25 protein-coding genes are annotated in these 23062 nt (G+C 72.9%); 10 read left to right on the forward strand and 15 right to left on the reverse strand.

The features are described 5' to 3' along the window. The first annotated feature begins 160 nt into the window (after positions 1-160). Complete coding sequence (locus J1M44_RS10720; RefSeq protein ID WP_206480977.1) at positions 161-1153, forward strand: DUF559 domain-containing protein; 993 nt, start codon at positions 161-163, stop codon at positions 1151-1153. A gap of 194 nt (positions 1154-1347) precedes the next feature. Next, on the forward strand, positions 1348-1785 hold the full coding sequence (panD, locus tag J1M44_RS10725; RefSeq protein ID WP_036318106.1) for an aspartate 1-decarboxylase: 438 nt from the start codon (positions 1348-1350) through the stop codon (positions 1783-1785). 21 nt (positions 1786-1806) lie between these two features. Here panD and J1M44_RS10730 read toward each other — a convergent pair whose 3' ends face one another. The 12 genes from J1M44_RS10730 to paaA all read right to left on the reverse strand — a co-directional run bounded on the left by J1M44_RS10730 (position 1807) and on the right by paaA (position 12287). After that, the gene (locus J1M44_RS10730) at positions 1807-2301 is read right to left on the reverse strand and encodes a polyketide cyclase (protein ID WP_060775436.1); all 495 of its coding nucleotides are present in this window, start codon (positions 2299-2301) and stop codon (positions 1807-1809) included. After that, positions 2301-2684, reverse strand: coding sequence for an MmcQ/YjbR family DNA-binding protein (locus J1M44_RS10735; RefSeq protein WP_065572552.1), 384 nt, complete (start codon positions 2682-2684; stop codon positions 2301-2303). Before J1M44_RS10735 ends, J1M44_RS10730 begins: the two co-directional genes overlap by 1 nt. A 115-nt stretch (positions 2685-2799) precedes the next feature. After that, positions 2800-3687: a 3-hydroxyacyl-CoA dehydrogenase family protein gene (locus J1M44_RS10740; RefSeq protein WP_206480978.1), complete on the reverse strand. Its 888-nt coding sequence runs from the start codon at positions 3685-3687 to the stop codon at positions 2800-2802. Between the two features lie 8 nt (positions 3688-3695). Further along, the gene (locus tag J1M44_RS10745; protein WP_145032659.1) at positions 3696-4481 is read right to left on the reverse strand and encodes an enoyl-CoA hydratase/isomerase family protein; all 786 of its coding nucleotides are present in this window, start codon (positions 4479-4481) and stop codon (positions 3696-3698) included. Positions 4482-4485: 4 nt separating this feature from the next. Next, complete coding sequence (locus J1M44_RS10750; protein ID WP_206480979.1) at positions 4486-5703, reverse strand: thiolase family protein; 1218 nt, start codon at positions 5701-5703, stop codon at positions 4486-4488. A gap of 353 nt (positions 5704-6056) precedes the next feature. Then, the gene (locus J1M44_RS10755) at positions 6057-7415 is read right to left on the reverse strand and encodes an MFS transporter (protein ID WP_206480980.1); all 1359 of its coding nucleotides are present in this window, start codon (positions 7413-7415) and stop codon (positions 6057-6059) included. A gap of 236 nt (positions 7416-7651) precedes the next feature. Continuing rightward, positions 7652-8437: an enoyl-CoA hydratase/isomerase family protein gene (locus tag J1M44_RS10760; protein WP_206480981.1), complete on the reverse strand. Its 786-nt coding sequence runs from the start codon at positions 8435-8437 to the stop codon at positions 7652-7654. 31 nt (positions 8438-8468) lie between these two features. Then, entirely contained in the window at positions 8469-9638 is a 1170-nt protein-coding gene (gene paaE / locus J1M44_RS10765; protein WP_206480982.1) for a 1,2-phenylacetyl-CoA epoxidase subunit PaaE, read from the reverse strand. Then, positions 9638-10147 carry a 1,2-phenylacetyl-CoA epoxidase subunit PaaD gene (paaD, locus tag J1M44_RS10770; RefSeq protein ID WP_020624885.1) on the reverse strand — a complete coding sequence of 170 codons (510 nt, stop codon included), beginning with the start codon at positions 10145-10147 and terminating at the stop codon, positions 9638-9640. The genes paaE and paaD overlap by 1 nt, the downstream gene beginning before the upstream one ends. Beyond that, positions 10144-10977, reverse strand: coding sequence for a 1,2-phenylacetyl-CoA epoxidase subunit PaaC (gene paaC / locus J1M44_RS10775; RefSeq protein ID WP_134377425.1), 834 nt, complete (start codon positions 10975-10977; stop codon positions 10144-10146). Before paaC ends, paaD begins: the two co-directional genes overlap by 4 nt. After that, positions 10974-11276 carry a 1,2-phenylacetyl-CoA epoxidase subunit PaaB gene (gene paaB, locus J1M44_RS10780; protein ID WP_002857863.1) on the reverse strand — a complete coding sequence of 101 codons (303 nt, stop codon included), beginning with the start codon at positions 11274-11276 and terminating at the stop codon, positions 10974-10976. Before paaB ends, paaC begins: the two co-directional genes overlap by 4 nt. Before the next feature lie 3 nt (positions 11277-11279). After that, on the reverse strand, positions 11280-12287 hold the full coding sequence (gene paaA / locus J1M44_RS10785) for a 1,2-phenylacetyl-CoA epoxidase subunit PaaA (protein WP_041102601.1): 1008 nt from the start codon (positions 12285-12287) through the stop codon (positions 11280-11282). 257 nt (positions 12288-12544) lie between these two features. On the opposite strand from paaA, the gene J1M44_RS10790 reads away from it, so the two are divergent. Together J1M44_RS10790 and J1M44_RS10795 are read left to right on the forward strand one after the other, a co-directional pair. Next, the gene (locus tag J1M44_RS10790; protein WP_206480983.1) at positions 12545-12982 is read left to right on the forward strand and encodes a hypothetical protein; all 438 of its coding nucleotides are present in this window, start codon (positions 12545-12547) and stop codon (positions 12980-12982) included. Between the two features lie 29 nt (positions 12983-13011). Beyond that, positions 13012-14511: a hypothetical protein gene (locus J1M44_RS10795; RefSeq protein WP_342356595.1), complete on the forward strand. Its 1500-nt coding sequence runs from the start codon at positions 13012-13014 to the stop codon at positions 14509-14511. A 34-nt stretch (positions 14512-14545) separates the two neighbouring features. Here J1M44_RS10795 and J1M44_RS10800 read toward each other — a convergent pair whose 3' ends face one another. Next, entirely contained in the window at positions 14546-16459 is a 1914-nt protein-coding gene (locus J1M44_RS10800) for an FAD-binding monooxygenase (protein WP_206480993.1), read from the reverse strand. A gap of 198 nt (positions 16460-16657) precedes the next feature. Here J1M44_RS10800 and J1M44_RS10805 point away from each other — a divergent pair, with 198 nt between their 5' ends. Both J1M44_RS10805 and J1M44_RS10810 read left to right on the forward strand, forming a co-directional pair. After that, positions 16658-17386 (forward strand): IclR family transcriptional regulator, encoded by a 729-nt coding sequence (locus tag J1M44_RS10805; protein WP_206480995.1) that lies wholly within the window; start codon positions 16658-16660, stop codon positions 17384-17386. A gap of 71 nt (positions 17387-17457) precedes the next feature. Beyond that, positions 17458-18588, forward strand: coding sequence for a histidinol-phosphate transaminase (locus J1M44_RS10810; protein WP_179891578.1), 1131 nt, complete (start codon positions 17458-17460; stop codon positions 18586-18588). A 16-nt stretch (positions 18589-18604) separates the two neighbouring features. Here the strand turns inward: J1M44_RS10810 and J1M44_RS10815 are convergent, their stop codons facing one another. Beyond that, a complete protein-coding gene (locus J1M44_RS10815; RefSeq protein ID WP_098470854.1) occupies positions 18605-19126 on the reverse strand; it encodes an HPP family protein in 522 nt (173 codons plus the stop codon). A 532-nt stretch (positions 19127-19658) separates the two neighbouring features. Between J1M44_RS10815 and J1M44_RS10820 the strand changes: the two genes are divergently transcribed. The 4 genes from J1M44_RS10820 to J1M44_RS10835 are packed head-to-tail and all read left to right on the forward strand — an operon-like array spanning position 19659 to position 22583. Further along, a complete protein-coding gene (locus J1M44_RS10820; protein ID WP_206480997.1) occupies positions 19659-20432 on the forward strand; it encodes a hypothetical protein in 774 nt (257 codons plus the stop codon). Positions 20433-20437: 5 nt separating this feature from the next. Then, positions 20438-20620, forward strand: coding sequence for a hypothetical protein (locus J1M44_RS10825; protein WP_206480999.1), 183 nt, complete (start codon positions 20438-20440; stop codon positions 20618-20620). A gap of 17 nt (positions 20621-20637) precedes the next feature. Further along, positions 20638-21906, forward strand: a complete 1269-nt coding sequence (locus J1M44_RS10830) for a hypothetical protein (protein WP_206481001.1) — start codon at positions 20638-20640, stop codon at positions 21904-21906. After that, a complete protein-coding gene (locus tag J1M44_RS10835) occupies positions 21903-22583 on the forward strand; it encodes an ABC transporter ATP-binding protein (protein ID WP_206481003.1) in 681 nt (226 codons plus the stop codon). Before J1M44_RS10830 ends, J1M44_RS10835 begins: the two co-directional genes overlap by 4 nt. Positions 22584-22734: 151 nt before the next feature. Here the strand turns inward: J1M44_RS10835 and J1M44_RS10840 are convergent. Continuing rightward, positions 22735-23062: LysM peptidoglycan-binding domain-containing protein (locus J1M44_RS10840; protein WP_206481013.1), on the reverse strand; the 328-nt coding region annotated here is incomplete at its 5' end.

Consider the following 23062-nt stretch of genomic DNA (forward strand, 5'->3'; position numbering starts at 1 on the left):
GGGGTGGGGTGGGGTCTGGCGGCGACCCGTGGCGCCGAGGCCCGCAGACGCGCCGCTATGGCCAGGACGTAGCGGCGTGTCTGCGGGCCTCGGCGGGGCGTCGTCCACAGATCCCGGCGGACGACGACGGCGGTGCCCCCGGATCGGGCACGCTCGGCGCATGCCTCGCTCGCCCGCGCCCCTGCCTCCGATGCGCTGCGGACTGGACGGCCTCCTCCGCGCTCCGACCGTGTTCTCGACCCCGGCCGCGCGCGAGGCGGGCGTGAGTGCGGCCCGGCTGCGGCGCGGGGACGTGGTCTCCCTCGGCTGGGGGCTCTGGGGTCTGCGCGGCGTCGAACCGGATCCCATGGACCATGTGCGGGCACTGCAGGATCTGCACCCCGAGGGCGTGTTCAGCCACGTGACAGCCGCTCGGGTGCTCGGCCTGTGGCTGACCGGGCCGCTCGCCGCCGACCGGTCCGTGCACATCGCGACCCCGCGCGGCCACGGCACCGCGTCGAGCCGGGCCGGGATCCGCTCACACCGCCTCTGCGTCGACGCACCGGTGCGGATCGTGGACGGGGTGCGTGTGACCGCACCGGGGTGGATCTTCGTGGACCTCGCCGCGCAGGCCGGGCCGCTCGAGCATCTCGTCGCGCTCGGGGACAGCATGGTGCGGACCGCCCCGACGGAGGCCCGCCGCCGCCGGCTGCCTCCCGGGGTGACGAACGTGGCCGAGCTGCGCGCCGCCGTCGAGGAACGCGGGCGGGTGCGCGGGATCCGTGCGGCCCGGGAGGCGCTGGAGCTCGTGCGCCCCGGGGCCGACTCGCCGCAGGAGAGCCGGCTGCGCGCGCGGCTCGTCCTGGACGGCGTCCCCGAGCCCGCGGTGAACCCGTGCGTCCGCCTCGCCACGGGACAGCGGCTTCGCGTGGATCTGGTGTGGGCGGACGCCAAGGTGGCCGTCGAGTACGACGGCGATCAGCACCGCACGGATCGCCGGCAGTGGCGTGAGGACCGCGAGCGGGACGCGGCCCTGCGCGCGGAGGGGTGGGAGGTGATCCGGGTGACCGCCGACGCGTTCCGGCCAGGGCACTGGGAGCTCTTCGTGCGGCAGCTGCGGGGCCTGGTGGCCGCGCGGACCCCGCCGGGCCGAGTGCCGCCGTCGTGGATCTGACCCGCCCAGGCCCGCAGACGCGCCGCTACGGCCAGGACGTAGCGGCGCGTCTGCGGGCCTCGGCGAGAGGGGCGGGAGCCTCGGGCCCTTGGGCCGGCGTCGACCCCCTGCCCCTCGTCTCCGGACCGGCGTAGAATCGATTACCGGTCCCCTCGGACCCGCCCCACCCCCCCTCATCCGGAGAGTTCTGCCGCATGCTGCGCACCATGTTCCACGCCAAGATCCACCGGGCCACCGTGACCCAGGCGGACCTGCACTACGTGGGCTCCGTGACCGTGGACCAGGACCTGCTGGACGCCGCGGACATCCTCCCCGGCGAGCTCGTGTCCATCGTGGACGTCACCAACGGCGCGCGACTGGAGACCTACACCATCGCGGGCGAGCGGGGCTCCGGCGTGCTCGGCATCAACGGCGCCGCCGCCCACCTGGTGCATCCGGGGGACATCGTCATCCTCATCGCCTACGGGCAGATGGACGACGACGAGGCGCGCAACTTCCAGCCCAAGGTCGTCCACGTGGACGCGGACAACAGGATCGTGGAGCTCGGCGTCGACCCCGCCGACGGCCTTCTCGACGGCCTCTCCCGCCCGCCGCTGTCCCGCGAGTGGAACGAGGCCCAGGCCGAGCTCTGAGCCGGCCGGGGCGCCGGGCCGTCATGGACGAGACGTTCGAGCGGGATCAGCGGTCGGCACGGCCTTCGCCCCGAGCGCCCGACGCGCGGAGCGCATCGCGGCCGCATGGCTGAGGCCCATCGCGGTGCGGGCGCCCGGCACGCGGGCCACGGCGCGCATCCACGGCGAGGTCAGCACCACCTCCTGCTCCCACGCCACGATGCAGCGCGGCGCGTGTCCGGCCGGGGCGCCGTCGTCGTGGACGGTGACCCGTACGGTGCCCGTCAGGTCTCCGCTCAGGTGGGCGAGCAGAAGGCCGCGGGCGCGGTCGTCGATGAGACGCTCCATCGTCAGGCGCACCGGCACGAACCCGCGCAGCCGGACGGCGGCGCGGTCGGGGCCCAGGTGGCGGGCGCGCGGGACGGCCGGCCACCAGTGTGGGTAGCCGGCCGGGTCGGCGAGCAGGGCCAGCACGGACCGGGCGTCCGCGGGGACGGCCCAGCGGTGGGTGAAGCGGAAGGGGCGGTCGGCCGACATCAGGCCCGGCCGAAGGTCTCGGGGTCCACGGGGCGCCGGGCGCGGGGGAGCTTCGCGACGACCAGCAGGTACGACTCCGTGACGAGGTCCCGGACGAGCTGCTCGTCGAGGTCCGGGTGCGCGGCCAGGCTGAGCCAGTGCCGCTTGTCCATGTGATAGCCGGGCGTGATCGCCGCGGGCAGGGCCGCGCGCAGCTGGGCGCCGTCCTCCGGGCGGGCCTTGACGTTCACGAGGCGGCGCCCGTCGTGGTCGATGAACACCACGAACAGCTTCCCCAGCACCTTCGCGACCTCGGTGTCCGGACCGAAGGGGTGCGACGCGGCGCTGCCCGGCAGCTCGAGGGCGCGGTCGCGGGCGACGCGCAGCAGCGTGGGCTCGTCCATGCCCGTCACGTTAGCCGCGCCGACCCCGCACTTTCGAACGCGATATCGGGGGAATGGGCGCTTTCGAACGGGAGATAGGGCCTATCTCACGTTCGAAAGCGCTCGCCCCGGGGGCTCAGCGGTAGTCGAAGAAGCCCTTGCCGGACTTCCGGCCGAGCTCGCCGCGGGCCACCATGTCCCGCATGAGCTGCGGCGGGGCGAAGCGCTCACCCAGCTGGGACTCGAGGTACTCCGCGATGCCCAGGCGCACGTCCAGGCCCACGATGTCGGTCAGGGCCAGCGGGCCGACCGGGAACTTGTAGCCCAGCACCATGGCGGCGTCGATGTCCTCGGGGGAGGCCACGCCCTCCTCGACCATGCGGATGGCCTCGAGCGCGATCGCCACGCCCAGGCGGGAGGAGGCGAAGCCGGGGGCGTCCTTGACGACGACGGGGGTCTTGCCGAGCCCGCGGACCCACTCGGTGGACAGGGCCTGGAGCTCCGCACCGGTCTGCTCGCCGATGACGACCTCCACGAGCTTCGAGGCGGGCACCGGGTTGAAGTAGTGCAGGCCGCAGAAGCGCTCGGGGCGCTGCAGGTGCGTGGCGATCTCGTCGATGGACAGGGAGGAGGTGTTGCTGGCCAGCCAGGCGTCCTCGCGCAGGTGGGCCTCGACGTCGGTGAGCGCCTCGATCTTCACCTGCATGTCCTCGAACACGGCCTCGACCACGAGGTCGCAGCGGGCGAAGTCGGCCCGGTCCACGGAGACGGTCAGGCGCTGCGCCCACACGTCCAGGTCGCCGTCGATCTTGCCGCGCTCCAGGGAGGCGGCCAGGTCGGCCTCGATGCGCTCCTCGGCGGCCTCGGCCGACTGCGGGTCGCGCTCGACGACGACCACCTCGGACGAGCCGGAGACGAGGAACGCGTGGGCGATGCCGCCGCCCATCCGGCCGCCGCCGAGGACGCCGACGACGGCGGGCACGGAGGACGGCGCGGTATCAGGGGTGTGCTGCTGATCGGTCATGTCAGTCCTCACTTCTTCTTGCGGTCCAGGAACGCCTGCATGCGCTCGAACTTGGCCTCGGACTCGAACAGGATGGCCTGCGCGATCTCGTCCACGTGGGGGTGGGCCTCGCGAGGGAGGTGGAAGACGCGCTTGGACAGCCGCACCGCCAGCGGGTCCTGCTGCGCGATGCGGTCGGCGAGGGCGTCGGCGGCGTCGAGCAGGGCGTCTGGCTCGTGCAGCTCGGTGACGAGCTTGAGCTCCAGGGCCTCCTGCGCGTCCAGGATCCGTCCGGCGAGCAGCAGCTCGAGGGCCACCGGCTCACCCACCAGCTCCTTGAGCCGCCACTGGGCGCCCGCAGCGGCGGTGATCCCCAGACTCGTCTCGGGCTGGCCCATCTTCAGCGCCGGGGTGGCGATGCGGAAATCGGCCGCGTAGGCCAGTTCCGCGCCGCCGCCGAGGGCGAAGCCGTCGATCGCCGCGATCACGGGCATGGGCAGCCGGTGGATGCGGTCGAAGACCTGCGAGTTCACGCCGCGCAGGGCGTCGTCGCGACGGCGCTCGCGCAGCTGTCCGATGTCCGCGCCGGAGGCGAAGATGCCGGAGAACGTCCCCGGCTCGCGCTTGGACTCCACCTGCGTGCCCGAGATGATCAGGATCTTCGGCTCGCGTTCGAGATGGGCGCAGAGCTCGTGGAACTCGTCGACCATGGTCTGGTCGATCGCGTTGCGCACGCCCGGGCGGTCCATGCGCGCGTGGACGCGGTCCTCGCGCTCCTCGACGCGCAGCGCCGAGAAGTGGCTGAAGTCGGTCATCTGCTCAGACCCTCTCGACGAGCATCGCGGCGCCCTGGCCCACACCCACGCACATCGTGGCCAGGCCCCTGTCCGCGCCTTCGCGCTCCATCCGACCGAGCAGCGTGACCACGAGACGCGACCCCGAGGAGCCCAGCGGATGGCCCAGGGCGATCGCGCCGCCGTCGGCGTTGACGGTCTCCGGGTCCAGGCCGAGGCGCCGCATCGAGGCCAGGGACTGGGTGGCGAAGGCCTCGTTGAGCTCGACGGCGCCCAGGTCCGCCACGGACCATCCGGAGCGCTCGAGGGCCTTCTCGGTGGCCGGGACGGGGCCCAGGCCCATGATCTCGGGGGCCAGGCCCGCCGAGGTGGACTCCACGACGCGGGCCCGCGGGGTCAGGCCGTACTTCTGCGCGGCCCGCTCGGAGACGACGAGGATCGCCGAGGCGCCGTCGTTGAGGGAGGAGGAGTTGCCGGCGGTGACCACGCCGCCCTTCTTGATGATCGGGCGCAGGCCGGCGAGCACCTCGGGGGTGGAGCCGGGGCGGGGGCCCTCGTCCGTGTCCACGACCGTCTCGGCGCCCTTGCGGCCCGTGACGACGGCGGGCACGATCTCGTCCGCGAAGCGGCCGGCCTCGATGGCGGCCAGCGCACGCTCGTGCGAGCGGGCGGCGAAGGCGTCGGCGTCCTCGCGGGTGATGCCGTCCACCTCGCCGACCTCCTCGGCGGTCTCCGGCATGGAGAAGGTGAACTTCTCCCCGAACTCGCCGTCTGCGAAGCGCGGGTTCACGAAGCGCCAGCCGATCGCGGTGTCGAAGGCCGCGCCGGGCTTGGCGAACGCCGTCGTCGGCTTCTCCATCACCCAGGGGGCACGGGACATCGACTCCACGCCTCCGGCCACGACGACGTCGGCCATCCCGGAGCGGACCATCGCGGTGGCCATGCCGATCGCGGACATGCCCGAAGCGCAGAGACGGTTCACGGTGATGCCCGGGACGGTGTCCGGGAAGCCGGCCAGCAGCCAGGCCATGCGGGCGACGTTGCGGTTCTCCTCGCCCGCGCCGTTGGCGTTGCCGAGGATGACGTCGTCCACGACCGCCGGGTCGATGCCGGCGTCCTCGATCACGGCCTTGATGGTCAGGGCGGCGAGGTCGTCGGGGCGGACGGAGGAGAGGGCGCCGCCGTACTTGCCGACGGGCGTGCGGCGACCGCCGACGAGCAGGGCCTGGGACTGTGCAGACATGGAGACTCCTTGAGTGACCGACGACGGGGCGGGCGCGGCGAATTACCGACCGTGCGTTCAGGTTCAGTATCCCGGGCCGGTGTGACGGGGGTCAACTGCGGGGGCGGGTGTGACGGTGACGGGGTGGAGGCGGGGCCGGGCGGCTGCGCCGAGGCCACGTCGGTCGGCGTCTGACCCGGCGCACCCCGCACGGAGGCCCGCAGACGCGCCGTTTCGTCGCCGACGTGGCGGCGTGTCTGCGGGCCTCCGCGCCGGTCCGGCCCGCGCACCGCACGACGACGGCGCGCCCTTCCGGAGGAGGACGCGCCGTCGTCGTGGGGTGGGGACGGGCGAAGCCCGTCAGGCGGGCCGGATCAGGCCGGGACCACCGGGTTCGAGCGCGTGGCGACGACCTGCTCGTCGTGCAGCTCGCGGTCCTGGATGCCCTTGGGGACGAACAGGACGGCGATGAGCGAGACCGCGGAGATCACGATGATGTACCAGGCCACGTTCTCCCAGCCGGTCTTCACGAGCTGGTCGGCGAGCAGCGGGGCGAAGGCACCGCCGATGATGGTGCCGAGCGCGTAGCCGATGGAGACGCCGGAGAAGCGGACGCGGGCCGGGAACATCTCGGCGTACATCGCCGACTGCGGGCCGTAGGACGGACCCAGGCCGAGGGTCAGGACGAACAGGCCCAGCGAGAACAGCGGCAGAGACGCGGTGTTCAGCAGCCCGAACAGCGGGAAGGCCCAGACGATCAGGAAGCCGTAGCCGAACACGAAGGTCAGCTTGCGGCCGATCTTGTCCGAGACCCAGCCGCCGAGCAGGGTGAAGATGAACCAGCCGACGCCGCCGACGAGGCTCGCGATGAGCACCTCGGAGGAGGTCATGCCCAGACCCTTCGGACCGCCGTACTTCGAGAACCACGCGATGAGCAGGTAGCCGACGCCGTTGTTCGCGGCGAAGATCACGGCGGCGAGGATGACCTCCTTGGTGTGGTGCCGGAAGAGCTCGCCCAGCGGGGCGGACTCGTCCACCTTGAGCTGCTGCATCTCCTTGAAGACCGGGGACTCCTCGACGGCCTTGCGGATCAGGTAGCCGACCACGATCAGCACCACGGAGATCAGGAACGGGATGCGCCAGCCCCAGGTGAGGAACTGCTCCTCGGACATGGTGGAGCGCACGATGAACAGCACGCCGGTGGCCAGGATCATGCCCAGCGGCACGCCGATCTGCGGGGCGGAGCCGAACAGGCCGCGCTTGCCGTGGGGGGCGTGCTCCACGGACAGCAGCGCCGCGCCGCCCCACTCGCCGCCCGCGGACAGGCCCTGCAGCAGGCGCAGCGCGACGAGCAGGATCGGGGCCCACACGCCGATCTGGGCGTAGGTGGGCAGCAGGCCGATGAGGGTGGTGGCCAGGCCCATGCCGATCAGCGTGAGGGACAGGACGAGCTTGCGGCCGAAGCGGTCGCCGAGGTGGCCGGCGACGATCGCGCCGAGCGGGCGGACGAGGAAGGAGATGCCGAGGGTGACCCACGCGGCGATCTGGGAGCCGTTCTCGCCCATCGGCTGGAAGAAGAGGGCGGCGAAGACGAGTGCGGTGGCCTGGACGAAGATGAAGAAGTCGTACCACTCGATGGTGGTGCCGACGACGGTGCCGGCGATGACCTTGCGCTCCTCGCGGCGGTCACGCGCGGGGACGGGCGCCGCGGGGGATGCGACGGTGTGGCTCATGGGTGCTCCTGGGATGCGGGGCGGCGGCCGACCGTGAGACGGCGGCGGGACGGTGTGGTTCCCGACCGATCGGTCGGGAAGTGACACCCGTCACCGTATACGATCCTCTGTGATTCACGCCACGATCCGGGCTGATGACGGGAATGTGACGCGGCCGGGCCGGGCCGGGACGACGACGGCGCCGCGCCCCTCTTGCGAAGGGTGCGGCGCCGTCGTCGGTGGCGGGGTGCGGCGGCTCAGCCGCGACCGGTGAACTCCGGCTTCCGCTTCTCCTGGAAGGCCCGGAAGCCCTCGGCGTAGTCGGCGGTGCCGCAGAGCTCGCCCTGGGCGATGTTCTCCGCGTCGAGGGACTCCCAGAGGCCCACGCGGTGGTCGCGGACCTGGGCCACGAGCTCCTTCGACGCGCGGAACGCGAGGGTCGCGCCGGAGGCCACCTGGGCGACCTTCGCGCGGGTGAACTCGAGCAGCTCGTCCGCGGGCAGGGCCCGGGAGAACAGCCCGGCCTGGACGGCCTCGGCGCCCGAGAGGAGCTCGGCCGTGTAGATCAGGTCCAGGGTGCGGTGCGCGCCCAGGCGCTCGGTGAACAGCCAGTGGCCGCCGGAGTCCAGGGTGGCCCCGAGGTTCGCGAACGGCGAGCCGATCTTCGCGTCCTCGGCCACGTACACCACGTCCGTGGCGATCGCGAGGCCCAGGCCCACACCCAGGCAGGCGCCCTGCACCGCCGCGAAGGTGGGGACCGGGATCGCGGACATGGCCCGCAGCACCGGGGTGACCCTGTCCCGCAGGTAGGCGGTGGCGTCGTCCTCGGCCGGGACCACGGCGGAGATGTCGCGGCCCGCGCAGAAGCCGCGGCCCTCGCCGCGCAGCAGCACGGCCCGGACCTCGCCGGACTCGACGCCGGCGGCGGCCCGCTCGTAGGCGGCCTGGAGTTCGTCCAGCGCGGCCTCGTCCAGGGCGTTCATCCTCTGGGGGGCGTCCAGCACGATCTCGGCGACGCCGTTCTCGACGGTGATCTCGATCATCGGGGGCTCCTTCGGTCTCGTGGGCGGGCGCTCAGGCGTCGAAGTCCAGCGTGATCGAGTCGGAGGTCGGGCGGGTCTGGCACGTGAGCACGTAGCCCTTCTCCACCTCGTCCTTCTCGAGCGCGTAGTTCTCGTCCATCTCGTACGCGCCGTCGACGACCTTGGCACGGCAGGTGCCGCACACGCCGCCGGCGCACGCGAAGGGCACGTCCGAGCGGACGCGCAGCGCGGCGTTGAGGACCGTCTCGTGGGCGGACTGGGGGGACTCGACCTTGGCGGTGAGGCCGTCGAGGTTGAACTCGATGGTCACGTTGTCGCCCTTCGGGTCCACCTCCACCACACGGCCGGAGTGGCCCTGCGGGTTCTCCGGGCGGCCGGTGGTGAACAGCTCGAAGCGCACGTCGTCCTCGGACACGCCGCGGGCGGCGAGCGTCTCACGGGTGAGCTGCACGAGCTCGAACGGGCCGCAGAGGAACCACTCGTCGGTGCCCTCCACGCCGATCACGCGGTCCAGGAGGGTGGTGAGCTTGTCCTCGTCGATGCGACCGGAGAGCAGCGGGGACACGCGCTGCTCGCGGGAGAGCACGTGGTGCACCGTGAACCGGGCCGGGTACTTGTCCTTGAGGTCGCCGATCTCCTCGGCGAACATCACGTCCATGGCGGAGCGGTTCGCGTAGACCAGGTCGAAGCGCGAGGTCTCGGAGGCCGCGAGCACGGCCTTGGCGATCGCCATGATCGGGGTGATGCCCGAGCCGGCCGCGAACGCCACCAGGTGCGTGTCCTTCTTCTCCGCGACCTTCTCCGCCGCCACCTTCTGGGCGTCGTTGAGGGAGGTGACGTGCGTGCGGGACGTGAACGCGCCCTGCGGGTTCATCACGTCGATCCTCTCGCCGACCTCGAGGCTCTCGTTGGCCCACGTGGAGAACGTGCCGCCGATGTCCTTCTTCACGGCCACGCGGATCTCGCCGCGCTTCGGGACGGCGCAGATCGAGTAGGACCGGCGCACCTCGGCGCCGTCGAGCTCCTTGCGCAGGGCCACGTACTGACCCGGCACGTAGTCGTAGTCGTCGGCGAGCTCCTCGGGCACCGCGAAGGTGACCTCCACGGAGTCCTCGGTCAGACGCCGCAGCTCGGACACCTCGAGGGTGTTGAACGTGGCGCGGCGCTTGCCGGTGGTGGGGGCGTCGGTGGTCTCGGTCATCAGTGCACCTTGAAGTAGTCGAAGGGCTCGAGGCACTCCCGGCAGGTGTAGAGGGCCTTGCAGGAGGTGGAGCCGAAGCGGGTGATCTCGCGGGTGTTCAGGGAGTGGCAGCGCGGGCACTTCACGGCCATGCCGATCCTGATCGGGCCGTCCGTGGTGCGCGCGACGGGCGGGGCGATGCCGTACTCGTTGAGCTTGGCCTTGCCCTCGTCCGTCATCCAGTCCGTGGTCCAGGCCGGCTGGAGCACCAGGCGCACCTCGGCGTCGGGGAACCCGGCGCGCCCGAGCGCGCGGGCGACGTCCGTGGTGATGGTGTCCATGGCGGGACAGCCGGAATAGGTGGGCGTGATGACGACGACGGCCCTCTCGCCCTCGGCCCGTGCCTCCCGGAGGATCCCCAGGTCCGCGATGGACAGCACGGGGATCTCCGGGTCGTGCACGGTGGAGGCCGCATCCCAGACCCGCGCGTCGGCGGGATCGGCGGGGCGCAGCTCGCTGGCGGTGGTCACCAGGTCGCTCCCGGGTGACGGCGGGCCAGGGACTGCATCTCCGCGAGGATGTACCCGCGGTACTCGCTCATGGCGCCGGAACGGTCGCCGCCGCGGGCGGTGCCCGTCGTCGGGACGGTCAGGCCGGCCTCCTCGATGGCCGCGCGGATGCGGGTCATCGTGGGCTCCTCCAGCGAGGACGGCAGCACGGCGACGCCCTGCTCGGCGAGCGCGCGGACGACGTCGTCGTCGTGGAAGAGCTCGGCCACGTAGGGCCACAGCTCGTCCAGGCCGCGCTGCATGCGGCGCTTCGACTCCTCGGTGCCCAGGCCCAGGCGCTGCAGCCACAGGGCGGCGTGGTCCTGGTGGTACAGGACCTCCTTGAGGGCCTTGTCTGCGATGGCGGCGAGCGTGGGGTCCGTGGACTCGCGCAGGCGGGTGTACAGCTCGTACGAGTAGAACGAGTAGTACAGCTGGCGGGCGATCGTCTTGGCGAAGTCGCCGTTCTCGGCCTCCACGAGGCGGACGGAGCGGAACTCCTCCTCGTCGCGGAAGTACGCGAGCTCGTCCTCGGTCTTGCCCCACGCCGTGCCGGCGTAGGAGAGGAGGAAGCGGGCGTGGCCCACGAGGTCCAGGGCGATGTTGCCCAGGGCGATGTCCTCCTCGAGCTCCGGGGCGCGCGAGATCCACCAGGACAGGCGCTGGCCGAGCATCAGGGCGTCGTCACCGAGGGCGAGGGCGTAACGGGCGACGTCGTCGCTCGCCTTCTGCTCGCCGGCCGCGATCTCCTCCGCGGTGATGGCCACGCCCGCGGAGTGCTTCGTGGCGGAGTCGTTGGTCGCGAAGCTCACAGGTGCGGCACCCCCTCGGACTGCTGGTAGTAGGTGGCGTGACGGTAGGACTTGCCCTGCGGGGACTCGAAGAAGCCGCCCTTGGAGTCCGGGTCGGAGGCCGCGATGGCCTCGGCCGGGACGACCCACACGGAGGTGCCCTCGTTGCGGCGGGTGTACAGGTCACGCGCGTTGCGCAGCGCCAGGGTGGCGTCCGGGGCGTGCAGCGAGCCGGCGTGCACGTGGGAGAGGCCGCGGTTGGCGCGGACGAAGACCTCCCACAGGGGCCAGGCGTGGGAGGCGGCGGTGGTCTCGCTCATGGGTCAGGCTCCGATCAGGTGGGTCTCGGCCGGCGCGTTCTGCTCGGCCTGGCGGCGGGCGTAGGCGGCGGCGGCCTCGCGGACCCAGGCGCCGTCCTCGTGGGCCTGGATGCGGCGGGCCATGCGCTGGGTGTTCATGGGGCCGTCACCCTTGATCACGGACATGAACTCGTCCCAGTCCAGCTCGCCGAAGTCGTAGTGGCCGCGCTCCTCGTTCCACTTCAGGTCCGGGTCCGGCAGGGTGAGGCCGAGGGCCTCGGCCTGCGGGACGATCATGTCCACGAAGCGCTGGCGCAGGTCGTCGTTGGAGAAGCGCTTGACCTTCCACGCCATGGACTGGCGGGAGTTGGGGGAGTCCTCGTCCGGCGGGCCGAACATCTGCAGGGCCGGGCCGTAGAAGCGGTTCACGGCGTCCTGGGCCATCTGCTTCTGCTCCGGGGTGCCGTGTGAGAGCTCGTAGAGGATCTCCCAGCCCTGGCGCTGGTGGAACGACTCCTCCTTGCAGATGCGCACCATCGCGCGGCCGTACGGGCCGTAGGAGGCGCGGCACAGCGGCACCTGGTTGCAGATCGCGGCGCCGTCGACGAGCCAGCCGATCGCGCCCATGTCCGCCCAGGTGCGGGCCGGGTAGTTGAAGATCGAGGAGTACTTCGCGCGGCCGGAGAGCAGCTGCTCGTTCAGCTCGTCCCGCGGGGTGCCGAGGGTCTCGGCGGCGGAGTACAGGTACAGGCCGTGGCCGGCCTCGTCCTGGACCTTGGCCATGAGGATCGCCTTGCGCTTCAGGGAGGGGGCGCGGGTGATCCAGTTGGCCTCCGGCTGCATGCCGATGATCTCGGAGTGCGCGTGCTGGGAGACCTGGCGGGTCAGGGACTTGCGGTACGCCTCGGGCATCCAGTCGCGGGGCTCGATGCGCGAGTCCTCCGCGATCAGGCGATCGAAGTTCTCCTGGCCGGCCGCATCCTCGGGGGACGGGACGGAGGCCAGGTGCTGGGGGGAGCTGGTCTGCGTCATGGGGATCACCTCACGCTGAGTGCGGGCTGGTTCCGTGGTCAGGGCGCGCCGGGGCGCATCGAATTACTGACCGCTCGTTCAGGATAGGCCAGGGTGTGACCTCGGTCAACACCGGAGCCGGCACGACCCGGGTGCGACGCGGCCCTCGGGACGGTGCGGGACGGTTCGCTCCTGCACAGGCGTCCCGACGGCGTCCCCCATCCCCGGATCGCCCCTCGCCCCGGCCGCGGGACCCGGGCCCTCCCTACGGTGGCCGCATGTCACCCCTCAGCGGACCTCAGCAGATCGCCACGGCCCTGCGGGCCGTCGGACTCGACGACGACGCCGCCCGCCTGGTCGCGTGGGCCGACCCCGCCCGGCGCGAGCGGGAGGCCGCCGAGCAGGCCCTCGCCGACCTCGCCGTGGCCCAGACGCAGCTGCGCACGGCGCTGGGCGGGCTGGTCAGCGCCGCCACGGACGTGCGCTCGGCGATGCACACGGCATGGCGCGGGGAGGCCGCCGGCGCCTATGGGGAGGCCGTGCGGCGGGCGGCGACCCTGGCGGCGGAGCTCGAACGGGAGGCCGGGGAGTGGCTCGCCCTGCGGGCCACCGCCGAGCGGGACGCCGAGGACGCGCGCCGGGACGCCGAGGGCCGTCAGCGGGCGGCCGAGGAGACGGCGCTGGCCGTCCTGCGCTCGCTGGCGGTGGCGGCGTGACCGGCGGGCGGGGTGCGGGCCCGGGGTCGGTGGCCTTCAGCACGCACGGCGGACCGGGCTCGATCTACGCGGAGGCCGAGGAGATGCGCGTCGTGGCCGGGCGGCACGAGCACGCCGCCGACGAGGCGGCCGGAGCCTCGTGGCAGGTCGACGCGGCCGCCTTCGGGCTGGGCCGGACGGCCACGTGGCTCGCCTCCGCCGCCCTGCTGCAGGACCGGCTGGCGGAGGCGGTCGGCCGGGTGCGGAGCCTGTCGGAGCAGTGCGCCGAGCTGCACCGTGACCTGCTCTCCGCGGCGGCCCGCTATGAGGAGGCCGAGCGCGCCGCGGCCGGCATCATGGCCGCCGAGGACGCCTCCCTGGAGGAGCTGCCCGGCCTGCTCTGGCGGGACGGCCATGACGGCCTCACCACCCGCGAGGCGGAGCGGCTCGTGCAAGACCTCGTCCAGGCGGTGCCCGAGGCCATCGTGTCCGCCGCGCTCGCGGCCACCGGGTTCCCCCTGCTCGCGGCCCTGGCGCGGATCGACGTGAAGATGCTGACGAGGGCGCAGAAGCGCGTGCTGAAGCGGCCCGTCTCCACCGCGGCGAAGAAGGGGACGGACGCCGCGTCGGACCTCACCGAGGCGCTGCGGGTCTCCCCGGACGAGGCGTGGACCGTGGCGGCGGACGCCCTGACCCTCGCCGGCGCGGCGCCCCGGGGCGCGGTGACCCCGCACGGGGCGCCGCAGGACCGGCCGGCGGCGCCCGCCCGGCTGGACGGCTCGGTCACGGGGCTGGCCTCTCTCATCCCGCGTGGGGAGGGGGACGGGGACCTCACGGTCACGGAGGTGGTGCAGGAGAACGGGACCCGCGCCTGGGTGGTGGGCCTGCCGGGCACCCGCGGCGGCCTGATCCCGGATCCCGAGTCGACCGACCCGTGGGACGCCGGCGGGCTGCTGGACGCCCTCGGCTCCGAGTCCGAGGTCACGGCCCCGGCGGTGCGGGCGGCGCTCGAGGCGGCCGGCGTCCCGCACGGCGCTCCGCTCGTCCTGGCCGGCTATTCGCAGGGCGGGGTGCACGCCGTGAACCTGGCCGGCCGGGAGGACTTCACGTCCGTGTACCCCGTGGCCGGCGTCATGACGATCGCGGCGCCGTCCGGCAACGCGGTGGAGACCGGGCGGGCCGCGGTGCTGGAGTTCTCCGCGGACGGGGACCTGGCCGTCGCCGCGGACGGGGCGCCCACCCCCGTCTCGTCGCGCCGGGCCGAGGTGGTCTTCCACCCGGCCGGCCACGGGTGGGACGCGCCCGGGGGCGGCTTCCGGACCGGCTCTCCGCTGGCGGTCAAGGGTGACCTGGACGCCGCCCACGACTTCGAGGGCCAGGTGGACCTGATCCGGCAGTTCGAGGCCGCCGAGCCCGCGGCCCGGGCGGAGGTCGCCGGGCTCTCCGCCGCGTTGGCCGGGCTGACCGCCGGCACCGTGGCCTCGAGTCGGGCGGTGCGCCTGCGTCGCACGCCGCCGGAGCGGGGCCACCAGCCCCCGGGATCCCGGTGATCGCCCCGGCGGCGGGGCGCCCGCCGCCGCCCGCTCAGTTCGCGTCGAGCAGCACGCCCGCGAAGAACGCGTTCAGGCGGTCGACCTCGTCCAGGCCGAAGACGCCGGAGACGTACTGGTCCGGGCGGACCACGACGACGGCGCCGTCACGGCTGATGCCGCGGGCCTCGAAGATGTCCTCGCCGTGCTGGGGCCGGCACGTGGCGAAGATGTTGTTCAGGTCGTGCAGGCCGAGGGAGCCGGTGGTCGGCCGGAAGATCGACGGCACGTCCGGGTGGGCGAACTCGGTCTGCTTCTGCTGGTACACGACCTTGATGTCGAAGCGGGCGTCCTCCGGCCCGTCCGACGGGGTGTGGCGGTTGCGGAAGGACTGCGGGTCCTCCTCGATCGTCTTCGCCCACGCCGCGACCTTCGAATCCTCGGCGCGCGGGGAGGCGGCGTCGGCGAACACGTAGACGCGCCAGCGGCCGTCCGCGCGGTGCAGGTGGCCCAGGTGCTTGACGTTGGTGTCGCACGAGCGCTCCACCAGCGCCGACTTGAAGCGCTTGCCGATGGGGTAGCCCTGCGCCAGTGCCTGACCGGTGGCGTCCGTGGTGAGGAGGGAGGGCTGGTACTCCGTCATGAAGCCGGCCGGGAACTCGGCGGTCTTCGTGTAGAACTCGGCCACCTCGTTCGGGTCGCCCAGCTCGGAGGTGGGCGTGGCCATGAGCGTCGACCACTCCTTGTCGAAGTCGATCAGGTTCTTGGCGATCTCCTTGCGCTCCTCCGCGTAGGTCGGCACGAGCTCGACCGGGGCCAGCCCGGAGAGCACCTGGCCCAGCTTCCAGCCGAGGTTCCAGCCGTCCTGCATGGACACGTTCATGCCCTGGCCGGCCTTCGCGGAGTGGGTGTGGCAGGCGTCGCCGAGCAGGAACACGTTGGGGTGGGCCACGCGCTCGCGGTTGTCGAAGCCCGAGGTGAGGCGGTGGCCCACCTCGTACACCGAATGCCAGGCGACCTCCTTCACGTCCAGCGTGTAGGGGCGCAGGATCTGCTGGGCCCGGCGGATGATCTCCTCGAGCGGGGTCTGGCGCACCTTGTGGTCGTCGTCCGCCGGGACCTCGCCGAGGTCCACGTACATGCGGAACAGGTGGCCGCCCTCGCGGGGGATCAGGAGGATCGAGCCGCTGGACGAGTGGATCGCGCACTTGGTGCGGATGTCGGGGAAGTCCGTGTCGGCCAGCGCGTCCATGACGCCCCACGCGTGGTTCGCGGCGTCGCCGGTCAGGGTGTGGCCGATCGCCTTGCGGACGCGAGAGCCCGCGCCGTCCGCGCCCACCACGTACTTGGCGCGCACCTGGCGGGTCGGGCCCGAGGCGGGGTCCTCGAGGGCGTTGCCCTCGGCGTCCACGGTGCGGCGCAGGGTCACGAGCACGGGGTGCTCGCCGTCGTTCGTGTCCTCGAGGGTCTCGAACGCCCAGCCGTAGTCCGGCCGCGCGCGGGTGGGGGAGTTCTTCATGTACTCGGCGAACCAGTCCAGGATGCGGGCCTGGTTCACGATCAGGTGCGGGAACTCGGAGACGCCCTCCGGGTCGTCCTCGGCCAGCGAGGTGCGCACGATCGTGTCCGCGTCGTCCTCGGCCGGGTTCCAGAACGCCATGGAGGTCAGGTCGAAGGCCTCGTCGATGATCTCGCTCGCGAAGCCGAAGGCCTGGAAGGTCTCCACGGAGCGGGCCTGGATGCCGTCCGCCTGGCCGATCTCGAGGCGGTGGGGGCGGCGCTCGATGATGCGGGTGTGGACGTCCGGGAACATCGCGAGCTGGGCGGCGGCGATCATGCCGGCCGGGCCGGAGCCGACGATCAGCACGTCCATCTCGTCCGGCAGCTCGGCGGGGCGGTCCAGGCCGATGCCGGCCGCCACCTGGACGCGCGGGTTCGTGGAGACATAGCCGTGGTGGTGGAAGAGCATGGGGGTCCTTTCGCTGCGGGGGATGTCGCTGCGCGGCGCGCGTGCCACCCGACGGCGTGTTCTCTCAGAGAACACGGTGTTCCCCCTGGGAACACATGTGTGCCAGACTGTACGCGGACGTGACGGGGTTCACAACCGGTGCGCGGGCCGAGCTCGCCCCGGGCGCGTCACGTCCGGCACGCGAGGCGAGGAGCACGGATGGCAGAGCACGACGGCGGCCCGGTCCGGGAGGGCGCACCCTCCCAGACGCTCTCCCGCGCGCTCACCCTGCTCGAGACCGTCGTGGAGGCGCCCGAGCCGCCCACCATCGCCGACCTCGCCGACGGCCTCGGCGTCCATCGCTCGGTCGCCTACCGCATGCTGCGCACCTTCGAGGCCCACGGCCTGCTGCGCCGCGACGGCCTCGGCCGCGTCCACGCCGCCCCCGGCCTGGCCGTCCTCGCCCGCCGGGTGGAGCAGGATCTGCGCGCGGCGGCCATGCCGCACCTGACCGCCGTCTCCACGGACCTGGGCATGACCGCGTTCCTCGTGGTGTGGGACGGGGCCCACTGCCTGACCCTGGCCACGGCCGAGCCGCCCAGCGGCAACCTCGTCACGCAGCGGCCGGGGACCCGGCACCCCCTCGGGGTCGGTGCGCCGGGGATGGCGATCGCCGTCGCCCTGACCGGACAGGAGTGGGCGCGGCTGCCCGGCGAGGCCCCGCCCGAGCGGCCCGAGCTCGACGACGTGCGGGAGCGCGGCTGGGCCGTCAGCTCCGACGAGGTCATCACCGGCGTCTCCTCGGTGGCCGTGCCGCTGCGGGTCCCGGGCCAGCTGCCCGCCGCCCTCGCCGTGGTCTACGCGACGCGGCCGGAGGACCCGGTGCGCCTCGGAGACCGGCTCGGTGAGGCGGCCCGGGCCGTCGCCGTCGCCTTCGGCGCAGACTGAACCCCGGGGCGCCGCGTCCGGGGCCCGTGCGGCGGATCACAGCGTCCGCGGCCCGCACTACCCTGGTGGCCATGACTGATGACGCACAGCAGACGCCCGCCGTGGTCGCGCCCCACAAGAAGGTCGGCATGCTGCCGCCGTACGCCGCCGGCAAGCCGCCGGTCGCCGTCCCGGGCCTGCACCCCTACAAGCTCTCCTCGAACGAGAACCCCTACGCGCCCGTGCCCGGCGTGATCGACCGGGTGCGTCAGGTCGTGACCGGCCCCGAGGGCGCGCCCAGCACCCTCTGCCGCTACCCGGACACCCTCTCCACCGGCCTGCGCCAGGCCCTGGCCGCGCACCTGGACGTCCCGGCGGACGACGTCGTGACGGGTGCCGGCTCCCTCGGCGCCCTGGCCCAGGTCGTCACCGCCTTCGCCGGCCACGGCGAGGCCGGCGAGGGCGACGAGGTGATCTTCGCGTGGCGCTCCTTCGAGGCCTACCCGATCGTGGTCCGCACCGCCGGTGCCGTGGACGTGCAGGTGCCGCTCACCGCGGACCACCGCCACGACCTGCCGGCCATGCTGGAGGCGATCACGGAGCGGACCCGCGTGATCCTGCTCTGCACCCCCAACAACCCGACCGGCCCCGTGCTCACGACCGCCGAGGTCGAGGACTTCCTGGCGCGCGTGCCCGCGCACATCCTCGTGGTCATCGACGAGGCGTACGTGGAGTTCGTCCGCGACGAGGACGCGGTCAAGGGCCTGGAGATGTACCGCAAGCACGCGAACGTCGTCGTGCTGCGCACCTTCTCGAAGGCGCACGGCCTGGCCAACCTGCGCGTGGGCTACTCGGTCTCGCAGCCGGAGATCACGAAGGCCCTGCGCACCGTGGCCACCCCGTTCGCGGTGTCCACGGTGGCCGAGGAGGCCGCGATCGCCTCGCTCGAGCACCTGGACGAGGTCCTCGAGCGCGTGCAGATCGTCGTCGACGAGCGCGAGCGCGTCGCCGCCGCCCTGGCCGAGGCCGGCTGGGACCTGCCCTCCTCGCAGGCCAACTTCGTGTGGCTGCCGCTCGGCGAGCGCACCCAGGCGTTCGCCGACGCCGCCCAGGCCCGCGCCCTGTCCGTCCGGGCGTTCGCGGGCGAGGGCGTGCGCGTGAGCATCGGCGAGAAGGAGGCCAACGACCGCTTCCTCGAGGTCGCGCGCGACTTCCTGACGTGAGCGGGCCGGCGTGGGCTCACCCCGGCGGCCCGATCACCCGCCACATCAGGCGGCGGTACAGCAGCGCGCACGCGGTGAGGACCAGCGCCCCGGCGAGCACCGGGGTGACCAGGTAGTCCCAGTCCGCGTTGCTCAGCATGACCGTCAGCGCGGTGGCGCCCGCGGGGGCGTGGATCACGCGGAGCCCGGCCATGACGGCCATGGCCAGGCCCATGCCGGCCGCGAGCGAGTACCAGGCCAGGGGCAGCACGGAGACCACGGCGATTCCGCATGCGGCCGAGACCACGTGCCCCACGAGCACGTTGGCGGGGTGGGAGTGCGGGCCGTGCGGCACGAGGAACACGAGCACGCAGGAGGAGCCGAAGGCGCCCACCAGCAGCGGCGCGGAGGCCAGGTCCTCGCCGAGGCTGAGGGTGGCGATGGTCAGTGCCCCCGCGATCGAGGCCGCGAGGACCACGTGCCAGGGCAGACGAGGGGCCAGCGGGCGACGCCACGGGTCCAGGAACCGCGGGCGACGCAGACCGGGCAGGCGGGTCATGCGCTCTTCTCATCTCCTCGTGACTCGGTCGCGGCCCGGGTCGGGCTCCTCCAGGGTAGGCCGCGGGCGGGGCCCGGGGCCGTCCGGGGGCCGAGGGGGAGGGACTGTGACGGCCGCTCAGCGGCGCAGCGCCACGAGGGCGTCCTCGGCGTGCCACTCGTGCCTCGGAGGAACGCCGGTTGACTTGTCCCGGGTGCGGCGGCCTATGACCGGTGACAACTCAACCGACGACGTCGGCCCGCAGGCCGCCCCGCGCCGTGAACGACCAGCGGCACGGCACGGGCGAGGCCCTCGAGCGCGGTCGGAATGCGCCGAGGAATCTCCTTGACACCCCGTCGGGGAGTGATGATTACCCTAATCACAGGGATGTGGGAGGAATCACAGAGGGTCAGGGGATCCTCTGGGTGCCACACAGCAAGGAGGCCATCGTGGCCCTGCTCAGGAAGACTGCGGCGTGGGGAGCCGCTGCGGTCGGTGCTGTGGCGACGGTGCAGTACGGGGCCCTGTCCGAGCCCATCAGTGGGAACGGACCGTGACGGGCAGGGGGCTGCGGACGCTCGGGCTGCTCGTCACCCGTGCCGTGCTGCTCGTGGCACTGTGCGGGCTGGCGCTGAGCCTCGTGGGCTCCCTGTCCGTCCACCATCGGCAGTACTTCGGAGCCGCGCAGTGCGGGCCGGCCGTCTGGGATGTCGGCATCGGAGGCGGCAGCGAAGTCTGGACCATGGCAGAGGCTGCCACGACCGGGCGGAACCTCACCCTGATGGCGAGCGGGGCGGACCCCGGCGTGCGCCACCTGGCCGGCCCCGCGGCCCCGTGTCTTGCGGGCGTCGACGTGCCGACCTTGGAATCTCTGCGGGCAGCGCGAGGGTTTCTGCTGCGCGAGGGCAGCATTCTGGCCGACCGGGCCGCTCGGAGCGGGGAACTGGCCGGTCGGCCGGTGGCCCTCGCCTCCGCGGCGGACTGGCGAGGTCTCCCCGCAGACGGGGTGATCCAGCCGACCCCGGCGTTCGACAACTCCGCCTCCTACGTGGGCATCCTCGTGGGCGAGCCCGGTGATCTGGAGGGATTCCTCCAGACCCTGCGAGCGTCCGGGCTGGGAGCCGAGGCGACTCCAGCGCCCTCGGCACTGAACGCGGCCATCACGTCACCGGTGCTCGGCGTGACCGTGACGCTGACCGGCCTCACTCTGATCAGCGTCACGGCGTTCTGGGTCCTGACAAGCGTTCGACGGAGCGCGCCGCACTGCGAGTCCTACGCCTGCTGGGGGTGCCCCCGCTTCGGGCCGCGGCGTTGCGCGCCAGGGTGAGCCTGGTGCCGTTCCTCGGCGCTGCGGGGATCTCGGCCGCGCTGTGGCAGGGGATGGTGCTGACCGGTGCGGTCACGGAACCGTCCCCGCTTGTCGCAAGTGGCGTCATCCTGGTCGTGCTGCTGGGCGATGCCGTGCTCGTGGCGGCGACCCATGTGGTCTCCCTCTGGATGCGAGCGCCCCGGTGAGCCTCCGGAGTCTCGGCGTGGCCTGGAGCGACGGGCTGCGCGACACGCTGAGGTTCTGGCCGTTGGTGCTGGTCGCCTTCGTCCACGCGGTCGCCTCGTGCTCGCTCTTGGGACTGTCCTTCCAGCAGGCGAGCGAGGCGCGGGAGATCGATCGGCACCTGCAACGGTGGGAGCAGCTCGGTGCGGCCTCGTTGCGGGGCTACTACCTCGCGGGGCTAGGGGATCTGGAAGCACGCGGCAACGCCCCGGGTGAACCGCAGCAGGAGCCGCCCGAGCGCGACCTCTCTGCTGGCTCCAAGGCCGACTCCACCGACGGCGGTCGACGCACCGCCGCGCTGTTCGCCCTCCTGGCGGACCCGCACCGGACGGCGTACACGATGGACCCCTACGGGGACCGATTCGGCGATGACCTCCCCGGCGCCCTGCTGGTGACCGAGGACTTCTTCGCCGGGTCCGGTCTCGACGAGACGATGTCTCCGACGGGTCAGTCCCCGCATCGCGAGGCCGACGGCACGGCCGCTCCCTACGCGGTGCTGGGCTGCGACTCCTCGGCGAAGGATCCGTACGCGCTCAAGGCCGGGGGCGTCCTGCCACCGCCGACGCGTGTGCAGTTCCAGGACGCCATGATCCCGGTGACCGGACGGCTGGCGCCGGGCGCCACCGCTCTGGATCCGATGATGGGATCGGTTCCGCTGGACGAAGCCGTCCTGGTGGTCGTCCCGACCTCGATGCTGGCGAGCCTGTACCCGCCAGACGCGTTGGAGGGCCTCCTGCTGCGCACCATCGTTCTGGGCCAGGATGCCGTCCCGGCACTGGATGCGGCAGGACGAGCCCTCGAAACGGACGCTCTGGTGGTCACCGCCGAACCCCTGACTCCGCAGTCCTCCGCGCTGCTGCAGTCCCTGAGTGCCAGCTCCCGTACGCTGCTCGTCCTGTTCGGCGCGGCGGTGCTCGGCGCCGTCGTCTCCCTGTTCGGCGTTCTCGGCGTGCTCGCCCGGGCTCTCGCCCCCACCTGGCGGATCGCCGCGATGGTGGGCGCCGCCCGCTGGCAGGCCGCGGTGCGGATCACCGTTCCCGTGCTCTTCGCGTGGGTCCTGCCGGCCGCCGTCGGTCTCACCGCGGGTGCGTCCGCCCTGCCGGGGCCGCCGTCCACCGGCCCGATGTCCGCCGCGCTCATCGCCGTCATGGCGATCGGCGCGGGCGCCACCCTGTCCTCCTGGCGCGCACTCGCGGCGACCTTCGGTCGCCGCCCCCGCCGCCACCGGCCGACCACGGAGACCGCATGACCCTCCTCGAGGTCCACGACGTGGACAAGACGTTCGTCTCCGGCGGGGCGGCGGTGCCCGTCCTCCGGGGGGCCTCTCTGCTGGTCCCGGCCGGTCAGATGCACGCCGTCACCGGGCCTTCCGGGTCTGGGAAATCCACCCTGTTGCGGATCCTCGCGTGCCTGGATTCCCCGGACTCGGGTCGCGTCCTGCTGGGGGGAGAACCCCTCCCGAAGCCGTGGAGCCGGGGCGGGGACCGATATCGGAACCAGCGGTGCGGCATCGTTCTGCAGGACTTCGCCCTCATGGAGCACGCCACCGCACTGGAGAACGTGATGCTGCCCCTGCGCTACGGCCCGGACCGGGTCCCGCGTGGGGAGCAGCGACGCCGCGCGGGGGAGGCCCTCGAGCGGGTGGGGTTGGGAATGCGCACGGGTCACCGGGCCCGCACGCTCTCCGGCGGGGAGAAGCAGCGGGTGGCCGTCGCCCGGGCTCTCATCAACGAGCCGCCGCTGGTCCTGGCGGACGAACCGACGGGGGCGCTGGATCAGGACAGGACGCGGGACGTCGTCGACCTGCTGCGCGGAGCCGTGGGGCCTGAGCGGGCCGTGGTGGTCGTGACCCATGACCCGGGGGTGGCGGCCGCCTGCGACCGGCGCTGGCACCTCGTGGACGGGGAGCTGGCCCCACAGGACTGAGGCGGCGCGCACCCTCGTCGACTTCTCGTGGCGAGCAACGTCGGTTGACTTATCCCGGGTGCGGCGGCCTACGACCGGTGATAACTCAACCGACGACGTCGGCCCGCACCTTCACGCGCAGGTGCGGGCCGGCGTCGTCCCGGCGGGGTGCTCAGGCGGTGCGCAGCACCATGCCCGGGTGGAGCATGGTCGAGACCGTCATGCCGTTGAGGCGCTGCAGGCGCCCCATGGAGACGCCCGTGCGCTGGGCGATGAGCCACCAGCCGTCGTTCGCCTGGACCACGTACGTGGCGGGCGAGGGCGCCGGGGCGGAGGCGGTCTGGCCGGTCCGCAGCACCATCCCCGGGTGCAGCACGGTGGTCGTGGTCATGCCGTTGAGGCGCTGGAGGGTCTCCATCGTCACGCCGGTGCGGTAGGCGATGATCCACCAGCCGTCGCCCTCGCGGACCGTGTACGTGCCCGGGGCGGGGGCCGGGGTC

The sequence above is a fragment of the Micrococcus sp. KRD128 genome, from assembly GCF_017168395.1.
Lineage (GTDB): Bacteria > Actinomycetota > Actinomycetes > Actinomycetales > Micrococcaceae > Micrococcus > Micrococcus luteus.